The following is a 24539-nucleotide window of genomic DNA, read 5'->3' as shown; positions in this document are numbered from 1 at the left end:
GCTCAGTAGTGCGCTCCGGTATCAGTGCTGCCTCCGGAGCTCCTGCCCGTTTTCGCATCGACCGCAGGGGAATCACCGTGTCTTCAAGACCCTTCCGCACCCGCGTGCCAGGGGCGGTGGTGCGCCGCTGGCTCGGCCATGGCGCGCTCGTGGCCGCTTTCTCCGTCCTACCGCAAGTCGTGGTCCCTTCCGGCTATGACTTCACCGCTCAGGCTCAAGCCTCGGCAGCGCGTAAGCAGCTGGAGGGCCCGGCCCACGCGAAGATGGACAAGGTGGGCGTGCTCAAGCCCGGCGCGTCCAATTCCCCCAAGGACAAAGCTGCCCCCGCCTCGCAGAAGACCCGCGAACGCGTGGAGAAGACTGCCTGGCCCAGGCCGGGCAAGGTCAAGGCAGCGGTCGCGGCGACCGGCAAGGCCACGGTCACCGTCGGCGGGCTCGGCATGGAGCTGGCTCAGGAGCCCGCCGCCCCGGCTGCCAAGTCGGCTAGAAGCAAGGCGAAGGCCACCGGTCCGGCCGAGGAGGTGGCGCTCAGCGTCCATTCCCGGCTCGCCGCCCAGAAGGCCGGCGTCAACGGCGTATTGCTCACCGTCGACCCGGCGGGAGCCGGCGCCCCCCGCTCCGCCGGGGCAGCTGTCGGTGACAGCGACACGCTCCGCGTCTCTTTGGACTACTCCTCCTTCAGCGACGTGTACGGCGGCAACTTCGGCCCCCGCCTCAAACTGGTGAGCCTCCCGGCGTGTGCATTGACCACTCCGGAGAAGGCCTCCTGCCGCATCCAGAGCCCGGTGACGGGAGCGGACAACGACCCGAAATCACGGACCTTGACGGGCAGCGTCTCAGCACGAGCCCTCTCGAGCGGCACGCCTATGCTGCTGGCGGCGGCAGCCGGCAGTTCGGGCGGCGGCAGCGACTTCAGCGCCACCTCGCTGTCCCCCACCGCGACCTGGGAGGGCGGCGGCAGTACCGGTGACTTCACCTGGAACTACCCGCTGCGAGTGCCCCCGGCCACGGCCGGCCCGTCACCGAACCTGTCCATCTCCTACGACTCCGCCTCGGTGGACGGCCGCACGGCCGGGGAGAACAACCAGACCTCGGTGATCGGCGAAGGCTTCTCCATCACCGAGTCCTACATCGAACGCAAGTACGCCTCCTGCAAGGACGACGGTCAGTCCGGCAAGGGCGACCTGTGCTGGAAGTACGCCAACGCCACGCTCGTCCTCAACGGCAAGGCCGTCGAACTCGTCAACACTTGCGCCGACAAGACGGCCTGTGACACCGCTGCCCTGTCCGAAGCGACCGGCGGCTCGTGGAAGGTCAAGAACGAAGACGGCACCCGCGTCGAGCACCTCACCGGTGCCACCGGCAACGGCGACAACAACACCGAATACTGGAAAGTGACGGACGCATCCGGCATCCAGTACTTCTTCGGCAAGCAGCGCCTGCCCGGCTGGAGCGACAAGGGCACCACCTCCACCACCGACGACGACCCCGTCACCAACTCCGTGTGGACCGTCCCCGTCTTCGGCGACGACTCCGGCGAGCCCTGCTACAAGTCCACCGGCTTCGCCAACTCCTCCTGCAACCAGGCCTGGCGCTGGAACCTGGACTACGTCGTGGACCCCCACGACAACGCCTCCGCCTACTGGTACACCCCGGAGACGAACTACTACTCCAAGAACGCCGACACCACCGTCAACGGCACCGCCTACACCCGCGGCGGCTACCTCGACCGCATCGACTACGGCCTGCGCAGCGACCTGATCTACACCAAGCCCGCAGCCCAGCAGATCCGCTACACCTACGCCGAACGCTGCGTCACCTCAGGCGGCTGCACCAGCCTGACGAAGGACACCAAGGCCAACTGGCCCGACGTGCCCTTCGACATGATCTGTGCCTCCGGCACCAAGTGCACCACCCAGATCGGCCCGTCCTTCTTCACTCGCAAGCGCCTCACCGACGTCACCACCTCGGTGTGGACGGGTACCGGCACAACCCGGCGCGACGTGGACGCCTGGCACCTGGACCAGAGCTTCCCCGACACCGGCGACGCCTCCTCGGCCAGCCTGTGGCTGAAGTCCATCCAGAACACCGGCAAGGCCAACACCACCGCCGCCGCCCTGCCGCCGGTCGTCTTCGGCGGCATCCAGATGCCCAACCACGTCGAAGGCAGCGGCCCGGACACCCTGCGCTACATCAAGTGGCGCGTGCGCACCATCAAGTCCGAGACCGGCTCCACCCTCACCGCCAACTACTCCGACCCCGACTGCATCTGGGGCACCAGCATGCCCTCGGCGGTCGACAAGAACACCCGCCGCTGCTTCCCCGTCAAATGGTCCCAGTCCGGAGCGACCCCGGTCACCGACTGGTTCCACAAGTACGTGGTCACCTCCGTCTTCCAGGACGACCCCTACGGCCACGGCGACACCGGCGAGACCTACTACGACTACCAGAGCGGCGCCGGCTGGGCCTACTCCGACGACGAAGGCCTGACCAAGACCTCCAACCGCACCTGGTCGCAGTGGCGCGGCTACGGCAAGGTCGTGCAGACCTCCGGCGACTCCGAAGGCCCACGCTCCAAGAAGTCCACCCTCTACATGCGCGGCCTGAACGGCGAGAAGGAACTCGACGGCACACCCCGCGTGGAGAAGGTCACCGACTCCACCGGTGCCGCCATCGACGATGCCCGCCAGTACGCCGGCTTCGTCCGCGAAACCATCATCTACAACGGTGCCGACGAGGACAGCGGCACCATCAACACCCCCTGGTCCTACAAGACCAGCAGCCACGCCTACAGCTGGGGCACCACCGAAGCCTGGATCGTCCAGGCCGGCGAGACCGCCACCCGCACCAATATTTCCACCGGCATCCGCACGGTCAAGCAGAAAACCACATACGACACCACGTACGGCATGCCGATCACCGTGGAAGACACCGGCGACATCACCAAGACCGGCGACGAGTCATGCGTACGGACCAGCTACGCCCGCAACACCTCGGCCTGGCTTGTGAACACCGTCTCGCGCACCGAGACCTACGCGGTCGGCTGCGCCACGACTCCCGTAATACCCGACGACGTCGTCTCCGACGTTGCGACGGCCTACGACGGCCAGGCAGTCGGGGCAGCCCCGACCAAGGGTGAGATCACCGCCTCCTACCGGATCGCCAGTTACAACCCGGTCGACAAGGCCCCGGTCTACCAGAAGGTGTCCAGCGCCACCTACGACAAGCTGGGCCGCCCCTCCACCGCAACCAACGCTCTCAACCAGACAGTCAAGACCACCTACATCCCTGACGACACCGGCTACGGCCCGCTGACCTCCAAAACCACCACCGATCCCAAGCTCTACACCACCACCGCCGTGGTGGACCCGGCCTGGGGCACGGCGACTAAATCGACGGACGCCAACGGCAACGTCACCGAATGGGCCTTCGACGCCCTCGGCCGCCTGGTCTCGGTCTGGAAGCCCAACCGCTCCCGCACGCTCGGCGACGCCGCCAGCATCGTCTACGCGTACAACGTCAACAACGACAAAGAGACCTGGGTTCGCACCGACGCCCTCAAGAACGACGGCAAGACCTACAACAGCGCGTACGAGATCTTCGACGGCCTGCTGCGCTCCCGCCAAAAGCAGGTCCCCGCGCCGACCGGCGGCAGGGTGATCTCCGAAACCCTCTACGACGACCGCGGCCTGGCCTACATATCCAACAGCCAGGTCCACGACGACGTCGCGCCCTCGGGCACCCTGGCCAACACCTACCCCGGCTCCGTCCCCGCCTCCAGCGAAACCATCTTCGACGCCGCCGGACGCGCCACGGATTCCGTCTTCCGGGTCTATGGCCAGGAGAAGTGGCGCACCAAGACCGACGAACTGGGCGACCGAACCGCCGTCACCGCCGCCGAGGGCGGCACCGGCATCATGACGATCGCCGACGCCCGCGGCCGGACGACCGAACGCCGCGAGTACGGCGGCCCCGTCCCAATCGGCAACGACTACACCCGCACCCTGTATGAATACACCCCCGGCGGCCAGCTCAAGAAAATGACCGGCCCGGACGGGGCGGTGTGGACCTACGGCTACGACCTGCGCGGCCGCAAGACCACCTCCACCGACCCGGACAAGGGCACTGTCACCACCACCTACAACGACGCCGATCAGCCGCTGACGGCCACGACCACCCGTGACGGCACCGAGCGCACCCTGATCACCGATTACGACGAACTCGGCCGTGAAACCGGTACCTGGGACGGAGTGCAGGACAGCACCCACCAGCTGACCAAGTTCACCTACGACTCCCTGGCCAAGGGACAGCCGACCGCCGCGATTCGGTATGTCGGCGGCACCACCGGCAAGATCTACTCCCAGGTCGTCACCGGCTACGACTCCCTCGGCCGCGCCAAGGGGACCAAGACCGTCCTTGCGGCCAGCGACCCCCTCGTCGTCGCCGGAGCAGCGCAGACCTTCACCACCTCCACCGTCTACAACCGGGACGGCACCGTCCAGTCCACCTCGGTCCCGGCGGTGGCCGGCCTGCCCGCCGAGACCGTGGTCAACACCTACAACGACCTCGGCATGCTGACCGGCACCGCAGGCATGACCGGCTACGTCCAGAACATCGGCTACTCCCCCTACGGCGAGATCGAAGAAACCCGCCTGGGCACCTCCACCAGCGCCAAGCTGTTCCAGATCCTCAACCGCTACCAAGACGGCACCCGTCGCCTGTCCAACACTCACACCGTCGACCAGACCAACACCGGCTACGCCAGCGACGTCGACTACGCCTACGACACCTCCGGCAACATCCTGTCGCTCACCGACCAGGCCAACGGCAAGGACACCCAGTGCTTCGCCTACGACGGCTACCGCCGCCTGACCGAAGCCTGGACCCCCTCCTCCAACGACTGCGCCACCGCCCGCTCGGCGTCCGCACTCGGCGGTCCGGCACCGTACTGGACCAGCTGGGCCTACAAGCCCGGCGGCCTGCGCGACACCCAGGTCGAGCACAAAGCCTCCGGTGACACCACAACCACCTACGCCTACCCCGCCGTCAACGCCACCGGCGAAGGCCAACCCCACACCCTGACCTCCGTCGACGGCGGAGCCGCCAGAGCGTACGTCTACGACGAACAGGGCAACACCACCAAGCGCTATGGCCCCACCGGTGCTGTACAAGACCTCGTCTGGGACATCGAAGGAGAACTCACCCGCCTCACCGAAGGCGCCAAGACCACCGACTACCTCTACGACGCAGGCGGCGAACTCCTGATCCGCCGCAGCCCAGACAAGACCGTCCTCTACCTGGCCGGCCAGGAACTCCACTACGACACGGCGGCCAACAAGTTCACCGCCCAGCGCTACTACCCGTCCGGTGACGCCACCGCCGTCCGCACCGAGACGGGTCTGTCCTGGATGGTCGACGACCACCACGGCACCGCCTCCATGACGGTGGACGCCACCACCCAGACCGTCACCCGCCGCTACACCAAGCCCTTCGGCGAGGCACGCGGCTCCACCCCTCCGGCCTGGCCCGACGACAAGGGCTTCCTCGGCAAAACCGCCGACGCCGACACCGGACTCACCCACATCGGCGCCCGCGAGTACGACCCGACCACAGGACGCTTCCTCTCCGTCGACCCCGTCCTCGCCCCCGACGACCACGAATCCCTCAACGGCTACGCCTACGCCAGCAACACCCCTGTCACCCAGTCCGACCCCTCCGGCCTACGGCCGATCGTCGGTTGCGAACAGGGATGCAGCGACGGCAAGGGCGGCACTTACCGGTCCTGGGCAACGACCGGCCCCGGCGGTGGATGGACCTACCACTCCACCCACACCTACACCCAGAGCTTCAACTACCAGTCGGCCGGCGGAGGCACGGGACACGGCACCATGACCGTCACCGTCAGCTCGGACGGTGGCCACACAGCGGCGAAGGTCGTCTTCAAAAAGGGGCCTGACCCGAAGCCCGAGCGCCGAGACGGATCGTGCCGGTCCTGTTACGCCATGGGCACGAACCCTTACTACGACTCGAGCGCCAACGATCTGCCTGACAAACCGAAGCTCGCGACTTGGCAGAAAGTCGTGTTGGGCGTTGTCACAGCTGTGACGGTGGCCGTGGTGGCGGCTCCCGTTATCCTGGCCGCAGGCGAGGGATGCCTGGCCACCGCCCCGGTGTGCGCCGCTGAAATAGCCGAAATGGCCACCGGCGGCGCATCCGGCGGGAGCCTGCCTGCGGGTGCGGCGGCTACCGGAGTCTCCTTCACCTGGGCCGGCAGCAAGGTCCGGTACAGCGGAACAGCCACGGCCATCGGTGACGACGCCAACACGATCCAGAACCTCATGCGGTCGACCGGTGCCAAGGGTCACGACGTCATCGTTCACGGCGATGAGGCGGGCAACTTCCGGGTGGACGGACTCATCACTCACCCGGAGCAGATCGCCCAGCTCGTCCGGGAGAATCCGAATTACAAGGGAGGCCCCATTCAGATCGTCTCCTGCCATTCCGCCTGCGGTTCCGCCGAGGAGCTCGCGGAGGCCCTGGGCGTGAAGGTCACCGGCGCGAGCAAGCACCAGGTCGACCTGGACCCCAGAATGGGAACCGTCCGTGAGTGGCCGAACGGTTCCCAGGGAGATGCCGTCCCGTGGGGGATGCGATGACCAGTAGAATGCGACCGGAAGTGTTCTGATACCGCTCCACCCTGTGGTGAGAATACGGCCCCTTCGTCTTCCCACCACAGGATGGCGCCTACTGTCTGGAAAACCTCGCATGGCAAACATCTCCCCCCTTGGAATATTCGGAACGATCGCAAGCCAGTCCGCCTTCGCGGATAACGCCGACGAGCTTCGGCGACAAGTCGGCGAGATTCCCGAAGAGGAGCGGAAAAAGATCACAGATTATCTCCGCTCCGGCACTCCGATCATTGCACTGATGGGATTTTCTGAGGACATTCTGGGAAATAAGTTCTCCCGCTCCGGCGGCACCGCCATCATGAGCGACGGCCGCTTCTTCTGGCGCCTCGACGCGGCCGACTACGTGGAGCACTACGGGATCGGGCTCCCGGAGGAGTTCATCGCCCACGCCACCGTCCGTCAGTGGGTCGTCCCGAACCTCTCCCGCGACGAGGTCATCGAGGTCGACGACTGCCTCGGCGAGTTGAGGCGAGCCGGCGCTCTGTGACCTGAGCGCGCCAACCGGCGCCAAGACCCCAGTCCATGGATCTAGCTAGGTGTATTGACCCGCAGCATTGTTCACACGGCTGATCGGCGGCTGGCCGCCGAGTGCGCTGTGTCCGCGGTGGTGGTTGCAGGTGCGCAGGAAGTCTGCCAGGGCCGCGGTCCGCTCGTCGTTGCTGGTGTAGGGCTCGAGTGAGGCGCACTCCTCGAGCAGGGTGCGGTTGAAGCGTTCGACCTTGCCGTTGGTCTGCGGCCGGTAGGCGGGGGTGAGCTTGCGGCTCGCGCCGAGGTCGGCGAGCGCCTGCTGCCAGGCGAAGCTCTTGCGGTAAGGCCAAGCGTTGTCGGTCAGGAGCCGCTCGATGCGGTCGATGCCCGACGCGGTGAAGAAGGTCGCGGCCCGGCGCAGGTGTCGCCTTCTCGTCGCCGTGGATCTCGCTGTAGGCCAGGCGGGTGTGGTCGTCGACGGCGGAGTGGACGTAGTCGAAGCCCATGGAGCTGCGGGTGGCGCGGCCGGCCTGGCGGCCGCCTTCGGCTGCATGAACGCCAACTCCGCCTCCCGCACCTACTACGACCACCAGCGAGCACGCGGCAAGACCCACACCCAGGCCCTCCTCCGACTCGCCCGTCAACGCATCAGCGTCCTGTTCGCCATGCTCCGCGACGGCACCTTCTACGAATCCCGGACACCGAAAGGCGTCGAGCTCGCCGCGTAACCTCAACAACCCCGAACCACCCCAAACCCGACAGGGGTGCCTTGACGGAAGACATAGAGGCCCCCCGAGGTCCTGACCACCTCCACGGCCCTGGGCGGGCCGATCTCGTCCGGACACGTGGGGACGCTGACGCCCGGCCTCGAGCGCCGGTCCCGCGCGCATGGCCGCGCCCGGCCCTTCCGGTGCGCCGGAGGGACCGGGCGGATTCAGGGCCGGGGCCCGCTCACTTGCCCGGGCACTCCTTCCAGGCCATGTGGTAGATGGTGCTGATGTCGCCGTCCGTCGAGTCCATGGTCATGAAGCTGACCTTGGACGCGGAGGACGTGCCCGCGTTGACCCGCAGCTCGGTGTTGATGTTGAAGTTGCGCTGGACTCCGCACGGCGCGTAGACGAGGTTGGCCCAGTCGGTGGTGTCCGTCGCCTGCCAGTTGTCGTTGAGCGCGCCGTTGAAGGTGTGGTTCTTGAACACCGTCTGCGACGAGCCCTGGAAGTAGTACGAGGCCCGCTGCACGCCGTTGGCCCCGGACTGGAGCGAGGCGAAGCCCCGGTAGTCCGCGCTGGCGATGGCGTACGTGAAGCCGGAGGGGACGTGGACGACCAGGCTCAGCTGGCAGTTCTTGCGGAACGCGGTCGGGTCGGAGTTCCCGCCGACCTGCGCGAGGTACTCGCTGTACGTCACGGTGAAGGCCGTGTTGTCCTCGGAGACCGCGACGGCTGCCGAACCCGGGCGGCAGCCCGAGCCGTTCACCGTCGCCACATTGATGACGATCTTGTCCGGGGGCGGGTCGACGAATCCCGAGGACGGGTTGTGCGCGGGTATGGCGGCGGTGACGAGCGCGGCGACCGCGCCGCCCAGGAGCAGCCCACTGGCCATGGTCTCTCCCCTTCCTTTCGATCGGTGGGGGGTGGATGCGGCCGGCTCCGCACAGCAACTCTGTGAAGGGTCAATGAAGTTGCTGTGAAGGACCGGGGCGATCGCATCGTAGGGAGACCGCTGGGGCGTGCCCAGGTAGAACTCAGGCCATTCACCCCGGCCCGTTCACACCCCGTGGTTCCGCGGTCACCGGCGCCCCCGCCCCCGTCACGGATCCGGCACCCGGGCGGCCCCGCCGCGAGCCCGGCGACTCGGCGGCACCCCCTAGGCCAGCCTGATCACGTTCCAGGACAGCGGCTCCAGCGTCGCCGTCAGCGTGCCGTCCGTCAGCGTCGTGCCCTCCGCCTGGTGCGGCGCGACCCGCTCGGGATCGGCGAGGGTGTTGCGGGCGTCCGGGTCGGCGTCGGCGAGCACGCTGTGCTCCACCACCGACGTCAGGCCGAGGCTGTTCAGGCGGACCTCGAGGGGGAGCGCCTGGTTGCGTCCGCGGTTGACGGCGAACACGGTGACCGAGCCGTCCTCGGCACGGACCGCCGTCGCGTGCAGGAGGTCGGCCTCGCCGTGCTTGCGCGTCAGGTACGTCGGCGAGTCCACCCGGACGTCGAGGACCTGGCCGCGGCCGTGGCGGGCGGCCTGGGCGAACGGGAAGAACGTCGTCTGCCGCCAGGCCGGGCCGCCGGGCTCGGTCATGATCGGCGCGATGACGTTGACGAGCTGGGCGAGACAGGCGACGGCGACCCGGTCGGCGTGCCGCAGCAGCGCGATGAGCAGGGAGCCGAAGACGACGGCGTCGGTGACGCTGTAGCAGTCCTCCAGCAGACGCGGGGCCTGCGGCCAGTCGCCCTGGTCGATGCCCTTGGAGTACTTCTCCCACTCGGGCAGGTACCAGACGTTCCACTCGTCGAAGGAGAGGTTGATCCGCTTCTTCGACTTCAGCCGCGCTCCCACGTGGTCGGCGGTCGCCACCACGTTCTCGATGAACGACTCCATGTCGACGGCGGAGGCCAGGAAGGAGTCGACGTCGCCGTCCTCCGGCCAGTAGTAGGCGTGCAGCGAGATGTAGTCGACGAGTTCGTACGTCTCCTCGAGGACCTTCGCCTCCCACGCGGCGAACGTCGGCATGGACTGGCTGGAGGAACCGCAGGCGACCAGCTCCACTCCGGGGTCGAGCTGACGCATGGCCCGGGCGGTCTCGGCGGCGAGACGGCCGTACTCCTCGGCCGTCTTGTGGCCGGTCTGCCAGGGGCCGTCCATCTCGTTGCCCAGACACCACAGCCTGATCCCGAACGGGTCCTTGTCGCCGTGGCTCACCCGGAGGTCGGAGAGGGCGGTGCCCTCGGCGTGGTTGGCGTACTCCTGGAGCTGGAGGGCCTCGGCGACTCCGCGCGTGCCGAGGTTGACGGCCATCATGGGCTCGGCCTGCGGGCCGACCTTGCGGAGGAAGTCGATGTACTCCGAGAGGCCGAAACGGTTCGTCTCGGTGGAGTGCCAGGCCAGGTCGAGGCGGCGGGGACGGTCCGCCACGGGGCCGACCGAGTCCTCCCACCGGTAGCCGGAGACGAAGTTGCCGCCCGGGTAGCGGACGGCCGTGACGCCGAGTTCCCGCACGAGGTCCAGGACGTCCGTGCGGAGGCCTTCGGCGTCGGCCGCGGGGTGTCCGGGCTCGAAGACGCCCGTGTAGACGCAGCGGCCCAGGTGTTCGACGAAGGAGCCGAAGAGACGGGGGTTCACCTCGCCGACGGAGAAGTCGGGGTCGAGGGTGAAGCGGGCGGTGCTCATCGTGGCCTCTCGGGTCTCGGTTTCCGCCGCGGGTTCCCCTGCGGGCGCGGCGCGTGGTCTGCGGTGCCCGGTCGCGCGGGTCCGCGCGCCCTTTCCGTGGTCCCGCCGCTCCCGTTCCCGTCCCGCGGTTCGCGGTTCGCGAGTGGCGGCTGGGGACCGGTGGCCGGTGGGCGGTGGCCGGCTGCTCGGGGCGGTGGGTCGTGACCGGTGGTTCAGTGGTTCGGTATTTCGGATCATGCTCGTGACTTCGGACGGAACGTAAAATTCGATGCGCCCGCCCGTCAATGGTTTCGACGCGATCTCTGACAGCGCTTTCCATCGGCGGTCCCGTGGAAACTTCTCGTGACGTGAGCACAACCGGCCGCGTAGGCTCGGACGGGTGCCGCCGGGCGGTGGAGAAGGGGGAGCGGATGGACATCGCGGGCGCGCGCGGAAGGGCGGCCCGGATCGCCTCGGCGCTGCGGCGCACGCGGACCGGACCGGCCATGCGCGAGCTGACCGGCGATCTCTCCGCCGCGCTGCGGGCGCGCCCCCGTCGCCCGTGCGGGGTGCGGGACGTGTGCCGGGCGCTGTGCGAGGCGATGTCCGCTCGGCGCGGCGGCCGTCCCGTCGAAGTGCGGTTCGAGCGGTTCCCCGACGCGTTCGGCGTCACCGGCCTGTGGGTGGAGTTCCAGGAGTTCGACCTGGTGATCGTGGAGGAACGGGCCGAGGCGGTGCAGCAGTTGGTCATCCTCGGACATGAGCTCTGGCATCTGCACGCCGGGCACCGCCATCACCATCACGGCGTCGGCACGGTGGCGGCGGGCGTGCTGGCCGGCCGGTCCGGCTGGGACTCCGTCGCGCTGACCGTCGCCGCCCGCAACGGCTCCCGCGAGGACGACGAGGCCGAGGCCGACGACTTCGGCCACCGCCTCGCGGCCCGCTTCCGGCGCTATCTGTCCGACCCGGGGCCGGACGGCCCGGGACCGTCCGCCTCCGGGCCCGGCGCGGAGACGGCCGCGGTCCAGCGGACGCTGGGCTACCGGGGACGCCGGGGTACCGCGCGGTGAACCACGGGATGTACATCTCCTTCTGGCTGCCCACCGCGGTGCTCGGCGCGGCCCTCGCCATCAAACTGCCCAGCATCCTCAAACTCTGGCGGGACCCGCTGCTGCGCGCCGTCGGCGGCCTGCTGGTGTTCGCCTGCGCGGTGTTCGTGTTCGCCGCCCCGAAGACCATCGCCTGGACCAACCGGGTCACCGGAGTGCCGAACATCGCCGCGCCCTGGGTGTACTCCCTGCTCACCGCGCTGTCCGCGTCCTGGCTGCTGCTGATCATCGCCTGGCGCAACGGCCGTACCGAGCGCTCGGCCCAGACCCGGCGCGCGACGCGCTGGGTGGTCTCCGTCTACGCGGGCGTGGTGGTCGCCCTGTGGGTGCTCTTCGCGCTGGCCGACGTGCCCGTGGAGCGGATCCGCGACCTCGACACGTACTACGCCAACACGCCGTACATGCGCGAGGAGATCCTGCTCTACCTGCTCGCGCACACGGTGGCGTGCTCGGTCACCGCACGGCTGGTGTGGAACTGGAGCCGCACCGAGGGCCTCGACGCCTGGCTGCGCTGGGGGCTGCGCTTCCTGGGGGCCGGCTATGTCACCAACCTGCTGTTCAGCGCGGCCAAACTGACGGCTGTCGCGGCCCGTTGGACCGGTCACGACCTGGACTGGCTGAACACGAGCATCGCGCCGTCGGCGGCCTGCATCGCCGCCACGCTGGTCGCGATCGGCTTCATCGTGCCGCACGCCGGCCAGTATCTGCAGGAGCGCTGGCGGGTGCGCCGCCGGCACCGGAGCCTGCAGCCGCTGTCCCGGCTGATGCGGACCGTCACCGGCGGGCGCGAGCCGTTCGACCTGCGCGCCACCCCCGAACTGCGGCTGATCCGCCGCGAGACGTTCATCCGCGACGCCCTGCTGCAACTGGCCCGTCATCTGGACGACGACCTGCGCGCCCGGTCCTACGACGCCGCCGTCGCCCTCGGCTTCGAGCGCGGCCGGGCGCAGGCCCTGGCCGCGGGCGTCGCGCTGCTGGACGCCGTGCAGACGAGGGAGCGGTCGCAGCGCGGTGCGGGGACGCCCGAAGCTGCGGAGTCCGCGCGGACCGGCGTCCGGACCGCGTCCCCCGCATCCCCCGTGGCCGGCGGCTCCCCCGCCACCGGCGCCTCGCGCACCTCCTCTGCGCCCGCCTCACCGGGGCCTTCCTCCTCCGGGCCTTCCTCCTCGGGGCCTTCCTCCTCCGGGCCGGACACCACCTATCTCCTGCGCGAGATCCAGGCCGTGTCCCGCGCCCTTCGCCGCCCCCTCGACCTCCAGGCGGTCCGCGCCCACGCGGCCGCCCCGGCAGAGAGCATGTCCACGCATGAGTGAGCCCTCCAACCCCGCCAGAACCGCCGTAGTGCTGGGGGGATCCCACGCTGGCATGCTCGCCGCACGCGCCCTGAGCGGCTTCGCCGACCGGGTCGTCGTGATCGAGCGGGACGTCCTGCCCGACGGCCCCGCGCCCCGCAGGGGCCTGCCCCAGGCGCGCCACGCCCACATGCTGTGGTCGGGCGGGGTGCGGGCGGTGGAGGAACTGCTGCCGGGCGTCACCGGGGCCCTGCGGGACGCGGGTGCGCGCCGGTCGCCGGTCACGACGGACATGGTCGTCCTGGGCCCGCGGGGCTGGTTCCGCCGCTGGCCGGAGTCCCACCACGTGATCCTCGCCGGACGCGACCTGCTCGACGCGACGATCCGCGCCCGGGTCCTCGCCGACGAGCGGATCGAACTGCTCGCCGGGACCGAGGCGACGGGCCTGGTCGGGGACGCCGGGGCCGTCACGGGAGTGCGGGTGCGCACGCGGGGCGGGACGGACGGGCGGGACGGCTCGGCGTCCGGTCCGGAACGGACCGTCCCCGCCGCCCTGGTCGTCGACACGACCGGGCGGGGTTCGCGGGCGGCCGGGTGGCTCCAGGCCCTCGGTCTGCCCGCGGTGGAGCGGCGCGAGGTCGACCCGGGGCTCGCCTACGCGAGCCGGCTCTATCTGGCGCCCGAGCAGGCCCGGTCCGGGTATCCGATCGTCAACGTGCAGCCCGACCCGCGGGACGGCCGTCCGGGCCGGGCGGGGTTCCTGCTGCCCATCGAGGACGGCCGCTGGATCGTGACCCTCAACGGCACACGGGGCGGCGAACCGACCGCGGAGAACGACGACTTCGTCCGCTTCGCCCGCGAGGAGCTGCGCCACCCGGTCATCGGGGAACTGCTGGAGCGGGCCGAGCCGCTCTCGGATGTGTCGTACACGCGGGCCACCGTCAACCGCCGCAGCTACTACGAGCGGATGGCGGCCTGGCCGGAGAACTTCGCCGTCCTCGGCGACGCGCTGGCCGCGTACAACCCGCTCTACGGCCACGGTCTCTCGGTCGCCGCCCAGAGCGCGGTGGCGTTGCGGGACGCCGTCCGGCGGCACGGCTGGGGCTCGGCCGGGCTGTCCCGTCGCGTCCAGCGGGCGGTGGCCCGCCCGGCGGGCGGCGCCTGGGACCTCGCCGTCGGCCAGGACGTGTTCTATCCGGGCGCCACGGAGAACGGCCCCACGCTCCGCGACCGGCTCCTGGCCGCGTACGTGGGCCGTCTGATGCTCACGGCCACCGGCAGCGGCCGGATCGCCCGCCGGGTGACCGACGTGACGTCGCTGGAGCGGGGCCCGCAGGTCCTGCTGACCCCGACGGTCCTGCTGGCAGCCACCGCCGGGCCCCTCAGGCGGCCGCTGCCCGGCCCGCCGCTGACCCCGTCCGAGCGCGAACGGGCGGGCCTGCGAGCGGGCCTGGAGTAGTGGCCGGGGGCGGCCGGCCCGGCCGTCAGCCGGCGAAGGCGGGCTGGGGCAGGCCCTTTCCGGCGTCCGCGATCACCAGCAGCGACCCCGCCACCGGGTGCGGCTGCGTCAGACCGACGCGGGCCGTGGTGACGTAGAGGTCGGTCAGGCCGGCGCCGCCGAAGGCGCACGCGGTGACCCTCGGGGTGGGCAGGGAGATCACCCGGTCCAGTTCGCCGGCCGGGGTGTAACGGCGTACCGCTCCCCCGTCCCACAGGGCCACCCACACACAGCCGTCGGCGTCGACGGTGAGGCCGTCGGGGAAACCGGCGCCGTCCTCGACGGAGACGAAGGTGCGGCGGCCGCTCACCCTGCCGTCCGCCCCGAAGTCGAAGACGTCGACACGGCGCGTCGGGGAGTCGATGTAGTACATCAGCGTGCCGTCCGGGCTCCAGCCCGTGCCGTTGCTGACCGCGACGTCGTCGAGGATCAGCTCGGCCGAGCCGTCGCCGGCGAGCCGGGACAGCGTGCCGCCGCCGGGCGCCTCGTCGTAGCGCATGGTGCCGGCCCAGAGGGAGCCGTCGGGCGCCACCGCGGCGTCGTTGGCGCGACGGCCGGGGACCGGCTCGTGCCGCAGCCAGCGGAAGCTGCCGTCGGGGTCGAGCAGGCCCACGCCGTCCCGGAGGTTGAGGACGAGGCCGCCGCCCGTGCGGGGCTTGGCCGCGCCCACGTGCTGGTCGGTCGCCCGGACCGTGCGGCGGCCGGTGGCGGGGTCGTAGGCGTGCAGGCGCGAGCCGAGGATGTCGAGCCAGAGCAGCCGGCCGGTGGCCGGGTCCCAGGTCGGTCCTTCGCCGAGGGTCGCCTCGGCCCGCACGGCCACCTCGTACGACGTCGTCATGCCACGCTCCGGTATCCCAGCAGTTCGGACAGTTCGGCCGCGCCCTTCGCGGCGAGGTGCTCCAGCTCCCCGCGCCGCTCGTCGCTCCAGCGGATCATCGGCACCGAGATGGACAGCGCGGCGACCACCCGGCCCGTGCGGTCGCGCACCGGAGCCGCGACGCAGCTGACGTCCGGGTTGGACTCGCGGTTCTCGACCGCCACGCCCCGCTCCCGGATCTCGGCGAGGGCCTCGCGCAGCGCGTCGGGCTCGGTGATGCTGTTCGGGGTCATCCGCACGAGGTCCGCGTCGTCGGGGATGCGCGCGCTGAGCTCCGACTCGGGCAGCGAGGCCAGCAGCATCTTGCCGACGGAGGTGCAGTGGGCCGGGAGACGCCGGCCCGCGGCCGAGACCATCCGGACCGCGTGCGTGGAGTCGACCTTGGCGATGTAGATGACGTCCGTGCCCTCCAGGATCGCCACGTGGACCGTCTCGTCGCACGTCTCGGCGACCGTGCGGGCGACCTGCTGCCCCTCGGCGGCGAGGTCGAGCTGCTCGGCATAACGGCTGCCGAGCTGGTACGGACGCACGCCGAGGCGGTACCGTCCGGGTTGTCCGGGGACGGGCACGATGTACGACCTCGCGGAGAGCGTGGTCACCAGTTCGTGCACGGTGGTGCGCGGAAGCTGGAGCTTGCGCACGATGTCGGGGGCGGAGAGCGAACCGTCCCCGTCGAGGAAGAGCTCGAGGATGTCGAGAGCTCGGGTCACGGCAGGTACGAGGCGTCCCACGACCGGCCCCCTCCCTTAGTCGGTGGTCAGTGCCTGTGTTCGAGATATCAACAGGCGATCGGCATGACGAACACAGGCTGTCATACGCCGTTGCGCCGGGCAATGGCCGGGAAACGCAGGGTGGCCCCGAACGGCACTGCCGGTGCGCCAGGATGGGACGCATGCCGACCCAGAAACGCCTCGCCGGCTCGTTCACGGCCCTCGATTTCCAGTTGGTCCTGCTGCGCCGCATGGCCGACCACAACCCGGATCTGGTGGAGGACGCCCGTCACGGCCTGGGAGTCTCCCTGACGCAGATGCGAGAAGCCAACAAACGTTGGCAGGCCATGGTCCACTCCCCGCACACCAGGGGCGCGCTCGCCCGCTACCGCTCGGTCCTCGGCGAACCCGAGTCGAGAACGGCCCGCCGGGTCGGCGACCTCGACTGCGAGGCCTGGCAGTGGCCGGTCTCCCTCTGGCCCGGGCTGCGCTTCGAGGTGCTGCTCGCCCCGACCGGCGCTGTCTGGAACGAGTGGCTGGTGCGCGCACCGGGGGCCCGGCCGCCGTCCCTGAAGAGCCTGGACGACCTCGCCCCCTGGTCCTGCACGGTCGACGAGGCCGCCCTCGCCTTCGCCCCGGCCCGCCCCCTGGAGGGCACGGCCCCAGGTCGCTGGGGACTGGCCTTCACCGCACCGGACGGACGGGGCGTGCGCCGGGAGGTCGTCGCCGAGTTCACCTGGGGCCTGCTCCAGCGGACGTCGGTCCAGGGGTAGCCCGACGCACACCGGCCGACGGACGCCGGGCCGACGCCGGACAGAGCACCGGGCAGAGCACCGGACCAGCGGGCCACGGCCGGCCCGCGGTCGGCGGTCGGTCAGCTGTCCGCGGCCGGTCAGCGGTCAGCGGTCAGCGGTCAGCGGTCAGCGGTCAGCTGCCGCCAGGATCGCCGTCACGACCTTCGGCGTCGACTGCGGGTGCAGGAACAGGAAGAGGTTCGGCTCGACCAGTTCCAGCTCCATCACCCGCGGTCGCCCGTCGTCGCCGTCCACGAGGTCGACCCGGGCGTAGAGCAGCTCGGGCGCTTCGGGCACGGCGGCCAAAGCGCTTTCGGCGACGGCGAGTTCGGCCGGGGTCGGCGTCCACGGCTCCAGCCCGGGATGGGCGACCTTCTCCGCGTCGAAGGCGGTGCCCGGGGCCAGCACGGCCCGCTTGCGGCTGGCGTGCAGGAGGCGTCCGCCGAAGAACTGCAGGGCCCGCTCACCGCCGGTGTCGATGCCGCGCACATACGGCTGCACCATCGCCGTCAGCCCCTCGGCGTGCATCCGCGCGAGATGGCGTACGGCCGTCTCGTGGCCGTCGGGGGTGTAGCGGGCGGCGTAGCGGGCGCCGGCACCCGAGGCGGGCTTGACGACGTACTCGCCGCCGTCGGGCAGCTCGGCCTGCTCGCCGGGCGCGAAGTAGCGCGTCGGCACGGTCGGCACCCCGGCCGCCGCCAGCTCGCCCAGGTACCGCTTGTCGGCGTTCCAGCGCACCACCGCGGCCGGGTTGGCCAGCCGGGTGACGGCGGCGACCTTCTGCGCCCAGGCCGTGAACTCGTCCGCACGCCAGCTGTAGTCCCAGGTGGAACGGATGACGACGAGGTCGTACGAGGCCCACTCCACGTCGACGTCGTCCCAGAAGACCCGGTCCGCCTCCGCGCCGGCCTCACGCAGCGCCTCCGCCAGCACCGGCAGATCGACGTCCCTGCCGGCCTGCGGCCGGGGGTCGTAGGTGACGAGCGCGACACGGGCCACGACGGACTCCCTCTTCGTACGACTGTCCGATCAGCGGAAGGCTAACAAGGCGGGTCCGCGAAGTGAGCGGGATCAAACGCCCGCCCGGCCCGATCGCACGCGCCGCGGGGTAGGAAGGTCCTGTCGTCCTCGTTCGCCGCCCGCAAGGAGTACTCGCGTGACCTCTCTCTTCCCGGCCCTGTCGGACGATCCGTCCTCGCGCCCCGCCCTGCGGTTCGGCGAGCGCTCGCTGTCGTACGCGGAACTCGCGGCGGCGGCCGGCGTCGTCGCCGGGCGGGTGCGGGGGGCGGGGAGGGTCGCGGTGTGGGCCGCCCCGTCGCTGGAGACCGCCGTAGGCGTCGTGGGCGTGCTGCTCGCCGGGGCCGCCGCGGTGCCGCTGAATCCGAAGTCGGGCGAGAAGGAGCTCGGGCACATCCTGTCCGACAGCGCGCCCGCCCTGGTGCTGGCGGCGCCTGGCGTGGAACTGCCCGCCCCGTTGCGCGCTCTGCGGCGGATCGACGTCGACGTCGATGCCGACGTCGATGCCGATGTCGACGTGCGCGGGGGTTCGGGGGCGGCGGCCGGTGAGGCCGTCGGCGCGGAGGACCCCGCCCTCGTCGTCTACACCTCGGGCACCACCGGGCCGCCCAAGGGCGCGGTCATCCCGCGTCGGGCGATCGCCGCCACCCTGGACGCGCTCGCCGACGCCTGGCAGTGGACCGAGGAGGACGTCCTCGTGCACGGGCTGCCGCTGTTCCATGTCCACGGGCTGGTCCTGGGCGTCCTCGGGCCGCTGCGCCGGGGCGGGTCCGTACGGCATCTCGGGCGGTTCGACACGCAGGGCGTGACACGGGAGCTGAGCGGCGGCGCGACCATGCTGTTCGGGGTGCCGACGATGTACCACCGGATCGCCGAGGCGCTGCCCGCCGACCCGGAGCTGGCCAAGGCCCTCGCGGGGGCCCGGCTGCTGGTGTCGGGGTCGGCCGCGCTGCCCGTGCACGACCACGAGCGGATCGCGGCGGCGACCGGACGGCGGGTCGTCGAGCGCTACGGCATGACGGAGACGTTGATGAACACCTCCGTGCGGGCGGACGGAGAGGCCAGGGCCGGAACCGTCGGGGTGCCGCTGCCGGGCGTGGAACTGCGGCTCGTCGAGGACGACGGGGCGCCGGTCCGCGCCGACGACGGGGAGGGCGTCGGGGAGATCCAGGTGCGCGGTCCGAACCTGTTCACCGAGTACCTCAACCGCCCGGACGCGACCGCAGCCGCCTTCACCGCCGACGGCTGGTTCCGCACCGGCGACGTGGCCGTGCGCGACCCCGACGGCTATGTCCGCATCGTGGGGCGCAAGGCCACCGACCTGATCAAGAGCGGCGGGTACAAGATCGGGGCCGGGGAGATCGAGAACGCGCTGCTGGAGCATCCGGGGGTGCGCGAGGCCGCCGTCACCGGCGAGCCGGACGCCGACCTCGGGGAGCGGATCGTCGCGTGGGTCGTGCCCGCGGACCCCCGGAAGCCGCCGCAGGAAGGCGAGTTGGCCGACCACGTGGCCCGCCGGCTCGCACCGCACAAGCGGCCCCGCGTGGTGCGGTACCTCGACGCGCTGCCCCGCAACGACATGGGCAAGATCATGAAGCGGGCGCTGCCGTCATGACGACGGGACGTACGAGCGCACGCGAGGTCATCGCCCTCGTCGCAGACGACTTCGTCCGGCTCCCGCACGAGGAGCGGCCGTCCGCCCCCGACGGCCCCCTGGGCTGGCCCGGCTACGACGCCGCCCGCGCCCGCGCGGCCGAGCGCACCGGCGAGTCGGAGTCGGTCGTGTGCGGCACGGCGACCGTCGGTGGCGCCCGAGCCGTCCTGATCGCCTTCGAGTTCGACTTCCTGGGCGGCTCGCTGGGCGAGCGCACCGGCGACCTGCTGGTCGGGGCGTACACGTACGCCCGTGAACACCGGCTCCCGGTCGTGCCGTTGGTGGCCACCGGCGGCAGCCGCATGCAGGAGGGCATGCTCGCGCTCACCCAACTCCAGCGGGTGGCAAGGCAGTCCGCGCTCACGAGGGAGGCGGGCCTGCCGCAGGTGGCGGTCCTGCGGGACCCCACGACCGGCGGCGGCTGGGCCACCCTGGGGGCCGGCGCCGACGTGGTGCTGGCGCTGCCGGGCGCTCAAGTCGGCTTCGCCGGCTCACGAGTGCGCCCTCCGGACGCGGACCCGGCCGCCTACACGGCGGAGGCACAGGTCGCCGCGGGCGCGGCGGACGCGGTGGTGCCCGTGGCGGAACTGCGGGACGTGCTCGCCCTCTGGCTGCGCCTCCTGACCGACGGCGCCCCGTCGACGGCCGTCGCCTCCGCAGCGGCCTCCGGCCCACCGACATCGACACCGGAACCCGCACATGCACCGACACCCGCACAGGCACAGGCACAGGCACAGGCACCGGCACCGGCACCGGCACCGGCACCGGCACCGGCACTGACGAACGAGCAGCCCGATGCGCCCGCCCCGCCGGTCGGCTCCGGCGGACGGACAGCGTGTGCCGTCCCCGCGGCCGGGAACGCCCCGGGGGTCCCGGGGGCCGGGAACGCCTCAGGCCCTGAGGACAGCTCGTGGGCCGGGGGCGGCCGGGAGGCCGGGGGCGTCGTCGCGGCGGCGCCCGTTCCTGGGGCTCTCGGGGAGTGCGGGCTGCCCGCCACCGGCTGGGACGCCGTGCGGCGGGCCCGCTCGGCGGGGCGGCCGCGCGCGGGGGCCTATCTGGACGCCTACTTCACGCACCGGCTCGCGATCTCCGGCGACCGGTGCGGCGGCGTCGACCCCGACGGGATGCTGTGCGGCTTCGGCGTCCACCAGGGCCGCACCGTCGCGTACGCCGCCCAGACGGGGGCGGCCACCCGGCCCGCCGGCTACCGCACGGCAGTCCGGCTGATCCGGCTCGCCGAGCGGCTCGGCATCCCGGTGCTCACCCTGGTGGACACCCCGGGCGCGGCCAACGACGCCGAGGCGGAACGCCAGGGCGCGGGCGCGGCGATCGCTGAGCTGTTCGGCGTGGTCGCCGCCGCGCGCACGCCGATCACCACGCTCGTGATCGGTGAGGGCGGCTCGGGCGGCGCGCTGGCCCTGGCGGCGCCGGGCCGCACCTGGGCGACGCCGGACAGCTACTTCTCCGTCATCGCGCCGGAGTCGGCGGCCGCGATCCTCAAGCGGTCCCCCGCACAGACGGAGGCAACGGCCGAGCAACTGCGCATTCGGCCACAGGACTTGGTCGAGCTGGGGGTGATCCGGGCCACGAACGCGCAGCGAACGCGAGACAAGGGCGGCGAGCACCGTCCGTGACGACGGGCCCGCGCCTCGTCGGTCTCGCGCGTGATCCCACCGCGGTCCGGGGCCGGGCCCCAGCGGGCCCCGACGTCACGGGCCCGTCCCTCACCCCGGTCCTCGAAGGAGCCCGCGCCCGGTCCTGGAAGAGGCACCCGCACGGTCCTGGGAGGGGCACCCGCACGGTCCTGGAAGGGCCCGCGCACGGTCCTGGGAGGGGCACCCGCACGGTCCTGGAAGGGCCCGCGCACGCGTAACGCGCCTGCACGCGGGACGGCGCCGCGAGCCTCCCCGCACCCCCTCGCCCGTCCCACCCCCTCGCCCGGGCCGTCGTCGCGGCCCGCGTCCACCGGCGAAAGGCGCACAAGGCAGGCGGGAACTGGCTTAGGCTGACGCGTATTTGAAGATTTCGTGGAGATCGATAGGTGGAATCGCGCATGCCTAGCACACCGTCAAGACGCACCGTCCTGCGCGGACTCACGGTCACCGGAGCAACGGTGGTCGGCTTCGACACCGCCGCCCGAAGCTGGGCCGCGTCCGCGGCGGAGCCGGGCGCGGACCTGGCCCGGGTCCCCCGCCTGGACGGAACGCTCGTCACGGACGACGCCTCGCTCACCGCTGCGGCCGACGACTACGGGCACATCGTGCACCGCCGTCCCTCGGCGGTCCTGCGTCCGGGCTCGGTCCGTGACGTCGTCACCATGGTCCGGTTCTGCAACGACCAGCGGCTGCCGGTCGCACCGCGCGGCCAGGGCCACGCCCCGTTCGGCCAGGCACAGGTGCGGGGCGGCCTGGTCGTCGAGACCGCGGCCCTCGCGGACATCGGCGCCGTGGACACGGCCGGCCGGACGGTCACCGTCGGGGCCGGCGCCAAGTGGAGCGCGGTCGCCAGGGCCACCCTCGCCCACGGGCTCACCCCGCCCGTCTTCACCGACTACCTGGAACTCTCCGTGGGCGGCACCCTGTCGGTGGGCGGTCTGGGCGGCCAGGCCCACCGGGTCGGCGCCCAGGTCGACAACGTCACCGAACTGCGGGTCGTCACCGGAGCGGGCGAGCTCGTGCGCTGCTCGCCCACCCGGCGCGCCGACCTGTTCCACGCCGTCCTGGCCGGCCTCGGCCAGTGCGCCGTCATCGTCGAGGCGACCCTGCGCCTGGTGCCCGCGCCACAGACCGTGCGCCGCTACCAGCTGGCCTACGGCGACCTGGAGACCTTCCTCGACGACCAGCGCGTGCTCGTCCAGGAGGGCCGCTTCGACTACGTCGAGGGCCAGGTCCACGCGGACGCGGCCGGCACGTTCGGCGTCCACGTCATGGAGGCCGTGGCCTACGGCCCGCCGGTCGGGCCCGCCCCGGACGACGCGGCCCTGCTGCGCGGTCTGCGCCACGACCCGGCCTCCGCGCAGATCGTCGACCAGCCCTACTACGACTTCCTGGACCGGCTGGCCCCCGTCATCGCGGCCATGAAGGAGGCCGGGATCTGGACGTTCGCCCACCCCTGGCTCAACCTCATGCTGCCCGGCCGCTCCGCCGCCGCCCTCGGCGCGCAGGTGCTGAGCGGCCTCACCCCGGCCGAGGCGGGCCCCGGCGCGGTCATCCTGTTCTACCCGCTGCTGCGCGACCGTCTCACCGCCCCGCTGCTGCGCACCTCCGACGACGACGTGTCGTACCTCTTCGACGTCCTGAGCGCCGCCCCGGCGGACGACACCGCCGCCGTCGAGCGCCTGCTGGACTTCAACCGCTCCGCCTACGAGGCCACGGCCGCGGCCGGCGGCACCCACTACCCCGTCGGCAGCATCCGCCTCACAGCGGCCGACTGGCGTGCGCACTTCGGGCCGGCCTGGGCGGCCCTGGCCTCGGCGAAGTGCACCTACGACCCCCGGGGCATCCTGGTCCCGGGCCAGGGCGTCTTCGGCTGACGGACCGGCGGACGGGGACGGCGGACGGGGGGACGGCGGACCGACCGGCACACGGGGGGACGGCGGACCGACCGGCACACAGGGGACGACGGACTGCGGACGACGGGACTGCGGACTGCGGACTGCGGACTGCGGACCGGACGGGAAGAACCACCCGTTCGGCCGCACCCCGCCCGGCCCACCAGAAGAGGCGGGTCCCCCCGCGCCCCCGCACGATGCGTAGGAGGCCGACCGCCCGGCGGCCGCCACGGTCTGTGCTCTCGGGAGGACCCGCCATGACCGCCAGTCTGGAGCAGCTGCGCCGCTGCCACTTCGCCGTCGACCTGGGAGCGGCGCGGACGCGGGTGTACGTGAAGGGCGCCGGGCTCGTCGTCGACCAGCCGTCGGCCGCCGCCGTGAACACCCGTACCGGCGCGCTGATCGCGGTGGGCGAGTTCGCCGAGAGGATGACCGGGCGCACCCCGCACTACATCCGCGTGGTGCGCCCGGTCTCCGGCGGCACGGTCGTGGACATCGAGATGGCGCAGCGCATGCTGCGCCATCTCATCGGTGACAAGATCCGCCGCCAGCTGCGCCGCAAGCCGTTCCTGCGCGCGGCCGCGTGCACCCCGCACGACGCCGACCCGCTCGCCCAGCGCGCCGCGATCGAGACCCTGGTGGGGCTCGGCTCCCGGCGCGTGGAACTCGTCGACACCCTGATCGCGGCCGCCGTCGGCTGCGGGCTGCCCGTCGAGCGCCCCGAAGCCACGATGATCATGGTGTGCGGGGCGGCCGCGACCCAGGTCGCCGTCCTCTCCCTCGGCTCGATCGTGACCGCCGAACGGATCCCGGTGGGCGGTGAGGCGGTGGACCACGCGATCGTCCAGCACCTGCGCCACGAGCATGAGTTGATGCTGCCCAGCCAGTCCGTGCGGCCCCTGCAGCTCGCCCTGTCCGGCAACGGGCTCACCGCGCAGGGGCCCGCGTGCACGGAGATCCACGGGCGGGACGTCGCCACCGGCCTGGCCCGCACCGTGCAGGTCGACACCGCGGCCGTCCGCGACGCCATCGAGACCCCGCTGACGGCCGTGCTCGACGGCATCGGCCGGGTGCTGCGCGAGTGCCCGCCCGACCTGGTCGCCGACCTCGCCGACCGCGGGATCATGATGGTCGGCGGTTCCGCCCTGCTGCCCGGCTTCGACCAGATGCTGCGTCAGGCCACCGGCATGCCGGTGCACATCGCCGAGCGCCCGGACATCTGCGCGGCCCAGGGCCTGGGAGCCATGCTGGAGGGCAAGATCCAGCCGCTGACGCTGGACCCGCTGGGCGCCTGAGGCGATCCGGGGCCGCCCCGCCGCTCACAGGGGCCGATCCGTTCCGAACGGCTGCCTCCGGGCGCCCGGCCGCCCGCCCCCGCCTCCGCCTCACGGCTTTACTCGCGTAACACGCTCGACACCTTGACGATCACCTGGCCGGGTGCCACGATTCCGGCGCCGCCATGTTTACGTAAACATCAGCCATCCGCGGAGCTGGATGTTTACGCAAACATCAGAGCCGAAA

Annotated in this window: 15 protein-coding genes and 2 pseudogenes; 11 read left to right on the top strand and 6 right to left on the bottom strand. The window is 71.7% G+C overall.

From position 1 onward, the window contains the following. Positions 1-77: 77 nt before the first annotated feature. Entirely contained in the window at positions 78-6656 is a 6579-nt protein-coding gene (locus IE239_RS15150) for an RHS repeat-associated core domain-containing protein (protein ID WP_373308103.1), read from the top strand. 109 nt (positions 6657-6765) lie between these two features. Next, entirely contained in the window at positions 6766-7176 is a 411-nt protein-coding gene (locus tag IE239_RS15145; protein WP_190149825.1) for a hypothetical protein, read from the top strand. 45 nt (positions 7177-7221) lie between these two features. On the opposite strand, the pseudogene IE239_RS15140 reads toward IE239_RS15145, so the two are convergent. Continuing rightward, positions 7222-7696 (bottom strand): annotated as a pseudogene (locus tag IE239_RS15140) (integrase core domain-containing protein); the annotation flags it as partial. 24 nt (positions 7697-7720) lie between these two features. Between IE239_RS15140 and IE239_RS15135 the strand changes: the two are divergent. Continuing rightward, a pseudogene (locus tag IE239_RS15135) lies at positions 7721-7885 on the top strand (IS110 family transposase); the annotation flags it as partial. Between the two features lie 223 nt (positions 7886-8108). Here IE239_RS15135 and IE239_RS15130 read toward each other — a convergent pair. Further along, positions 8109-8759, bottom strand: coding sequence for a DUF4360 domain-containing protein (locus IE239_RS15130; protein ID WP_190149824.1), 651 nt, complete (start codon positions 8757-8759; stop codon positions 8109-8111). A 264-nt stretch (positions 8760-9023) separates the two neighbouring features. Beyond that, positions 9024-10538 carry an arabinosylfuranosidase ArfA gene (gene arfA, locus IE239_RS15125; RefSeq protein ID WP_190149823.1) on the bottom strand — a complete coding sequence of 505 codons (1515 nt, stop codon included), beginning with the start codon at positions 10536-10538 and terminating at the stop codon, positions 9024-9026. 410 nt (positions 10539-10948) lie between these two features. Between arfA and IE239_RS15120 the strand changes: the two genes are divergently transcribed. The 3 genes from IE239_RS15120 to IE239_RS15110 are packed head-to-tail and all read left to right on the top strand — an operon-like array spanning position 10949 to position 14377. Beyond that, positions 10949-11587, top strand: a complete 639-nt coding sequence (locus IE239_RS15120) for a toxin-antitoxin system, toxin component family protein (protein WP_190149822.1) — start codon at positions 10949-10951, stop codon at positions 11585-11587. An 8-nt stretch (positions 11588-11595) separates the two neighbouring features. Then, positions 11596-12939 carry an MAB_1171c family putative transporter gene (locus IE239_RS15115; RefSeq protein WP_190149941.1) on the top strand — a complete coding sequence of 448 codons (1344 nt, stop codon included), beginning with the start codon at positions 11596-11598 and terminating at the stop codon, positions 12937-12939. Continuing rightward, the gene (locus IE239_RS15110) at positions 12932-14377 is read left to right on the top strand and encodes an NAD(P)/FAD-dependent oxidoreductase (protein WP_190149821.1); all 1446 of its coding nucleotides are present in this window, start codon (positions 12932-12934) and stop codon (positions 14375-14377) included. Before IE239_RS15115 ends, IE239_RS15110 begins: the two co-directional genes overlap by 8 nt. A gap of 25 nt (positions 14378-14402) precedes the next feature. On the opposite strand, the gene IE239_RS15105 is transcribed toward IE239_RS15110, so the two are convergent. Beyond that, a complete protein-coding gene (locus IE239_RS15105; RefSeq protein ID WP_190149820.1) occupies positions 14403-15254 on the bottom strand; it encodes an SMP-30/gluconolactonase/LRE family protein in 852 nt (283 codons plus the stop codon). Further along, on the bottom strand, positions 15251-16024 hold the full coding sequence (locus tag IE239_RS15100; RefSeq protein WP_190149819.1) for an IclR family transcriptional regulator: 774 nt from the start codon (positions 16022-16024) through the stop codon (positions 15251-15253). The genes IE239_RS15105 and IE239_RS15100 overlap by 4 nt, the downstream gene beginning before the upstream one ends. A gap of 161 nt (positions 16025-16185) precedes the next feature. Here IE239_RS15100 and IE239_RS15095 point away from each other — a divergent pair, with 161 nt between their 5' ends. Further along, a complete protein-coding gene (locus IE239_RS15095) occupies positions 16186-16776 on the top strand; it encodes a hypothetical protein (RefSeq protein ID WP_190149818.1) in 591 nt (196 codons plus the stop codon). A gap of 147 nt (positions 16777-16923) precedes the next feature. On the opposite strand, the gene IE239_RS15090 is transcribed toward IE239_RS15095, so the two are convergent. Beyond that, complete coding sequence (locus IE239_RS15090; protein WP_190149817.1) at positions 16924-17796, bottom strand: ATP-grasp domain-containing protein; 873 nt, start codon at positions 17794-17796, stop codon at positions 16924-16926. Positions 17797-17953: 157 nt separating this feature from the next. Here IE239_RS15090 and IE239_RS15085 point away from each other — a divergent pair, with 157 nt between their 5' ends. The 4 genes from IE239_RS15085 to IE239_RS15070 all read left to right on the top strand — a co-directional run bounded on the left by IE239_RS15085 (position 17954) and on the right by IE239_RS15070 (position 24313). Continuing rightward, positions 17954-19429 (top strand): acyl-CoA synthetase, encoded by a 1476-nt coding sequence (locus IE239_RS15085; RefSeq protein ID WP_190149816.1) that lies wholly within the window; start codon positions 17954-17956, stop codon positions 19427-19429. Then, the gene (locus IE239_RS15080) at positions 19426-21102 is read left to right on the top strand and encodes a carboxyl transferase domain-containing protein (protein WP_190149815.1); all 1677 of its coding nucleotides are present in this window, start codon (positions 19426-19428) and stop codon (positions 21100-21102) included. Before IE239_RS15085 ends, IE239_RS15080 begins: the two co-directional genes overlap by 4 nt. A gap of 419 nt (positions 21103-21521) precedes the next feature. Then, on the top strand, positions 21522-23000 hold the full coding sequence (locus IE239_RS15075; protein WP_190149814.1) for an FAD-binding protein: 1479 nt from the start codon (positions 21522-21524) through the stop codon (positions 22998-23000). Positions 23001-23275: 275 nt separating this feature from the next. Beyond that, the gene (locus IE239_RS15070) at positions 23276-24313 is read left to right on the top strand and encodes a rod shape-determining protein (RefSeq protein WP_190149813.1); all 1038 of its coding nucleotides are present in this window, start codon (positions 23276-23278) and stop codon (positions 24311-24313) included. Positions 24314-24539 lie beyond the last annotated feature (226 nt).

It is taken from the genome of Streptomyces humidus (assembly GCF_014649655.1).
Lineage (GTDB): Bacteria > Actinomycetota > Actinomycetes > Streptomycetales > Streptomycetaceae > Streptomyces > Streptomyces humidus.
Note: the sequence above shows the minus strand (reverse complement) of the source record. Positions and strands in the feature narration are given on the sequence as shown.

Excerpts from the sequence above, each read along its gene's own strand:
- IE239_RS15145 (WP_190149825.1), top strand. The coding sequence starts at position 6,766 with ATGGCAAACATCTCCCCCCTTGGAATATTCGGAACGATCGCAAGCCAG.
- IE239_RS15130 (WP_190149824.1), bottom strand. The coding sequence starts at position 8,759 with ATGGCCAGTGGGCTGCTCCTGGGCGGCGCGGTCGCCGCGCTCGTCACC.
- arfA (WP_190149823.1), bottom strand. The coding sequence starts at position 10,538 with ATGAGCACCGCCCGCTTCACCCTCGACCCCGACTTCTCCGTCGGCGAG.
- IE239_RS15120 (WP_190149822.1), top strand. The coding sequence starts at position 10,949 with ATGGACATCGCGGGCGCGCGCGGAAGGGCGGCCCGGATCGCCTCGGCG.
- IE239_RS15115 (WP_190149941.1), top strand. The coding sequence starts at position 11,596 with ATGTACATCTCCTTCTGGCTGCCCACCGCGGTGCTCGGCGCGGCCCTC.
- IE239_RS15110 (WP_190149821.1), top strand. The coding sequence starts at position 12,932 with ATGAGTGAGCCCTCCAACCCCGCCAGAACCGCCGTAGTGCTGGGGGGA.
- IE239_RS15105 (WP_190149820.1), bottom strand. The coding sequence starts at position 15,254 with ATGACGACGTCGTACGAGGTGGCCGTGCGGGCCGAGGCGACCCTCGGC.
- IE239_RS15095 (WP_190149818.1), top strand. The coding sequence starts at position 16,186 with ATGCCGACCCAGAAACGCCTCGCCGGCTCGTTCACGGCCCTCGATTTC.
- IE239_RS15080 (WP_190149815.1), top strand. The coding sequence starts at position 19,426 with ATGACGACGGGACGTACGAGCGCACGCGAGGTCATCGCCCTCGTCGCA.
- IE239_RS15075 (WP_190149814.1), top strand. The coding sequence starts at position 21,522 with ATGCCTAGCACACCGTCAAGACGCACCGTCCTGCGCGGACTCACGGTC.
- IE239_RS15070 (WP_190149813.1), top strand. The coding sequence starts at position 23,276 with ATGACCGCCAGTCTGGAGCAGCTGCGCCGCTGCCACTTCGCCGTCGAC.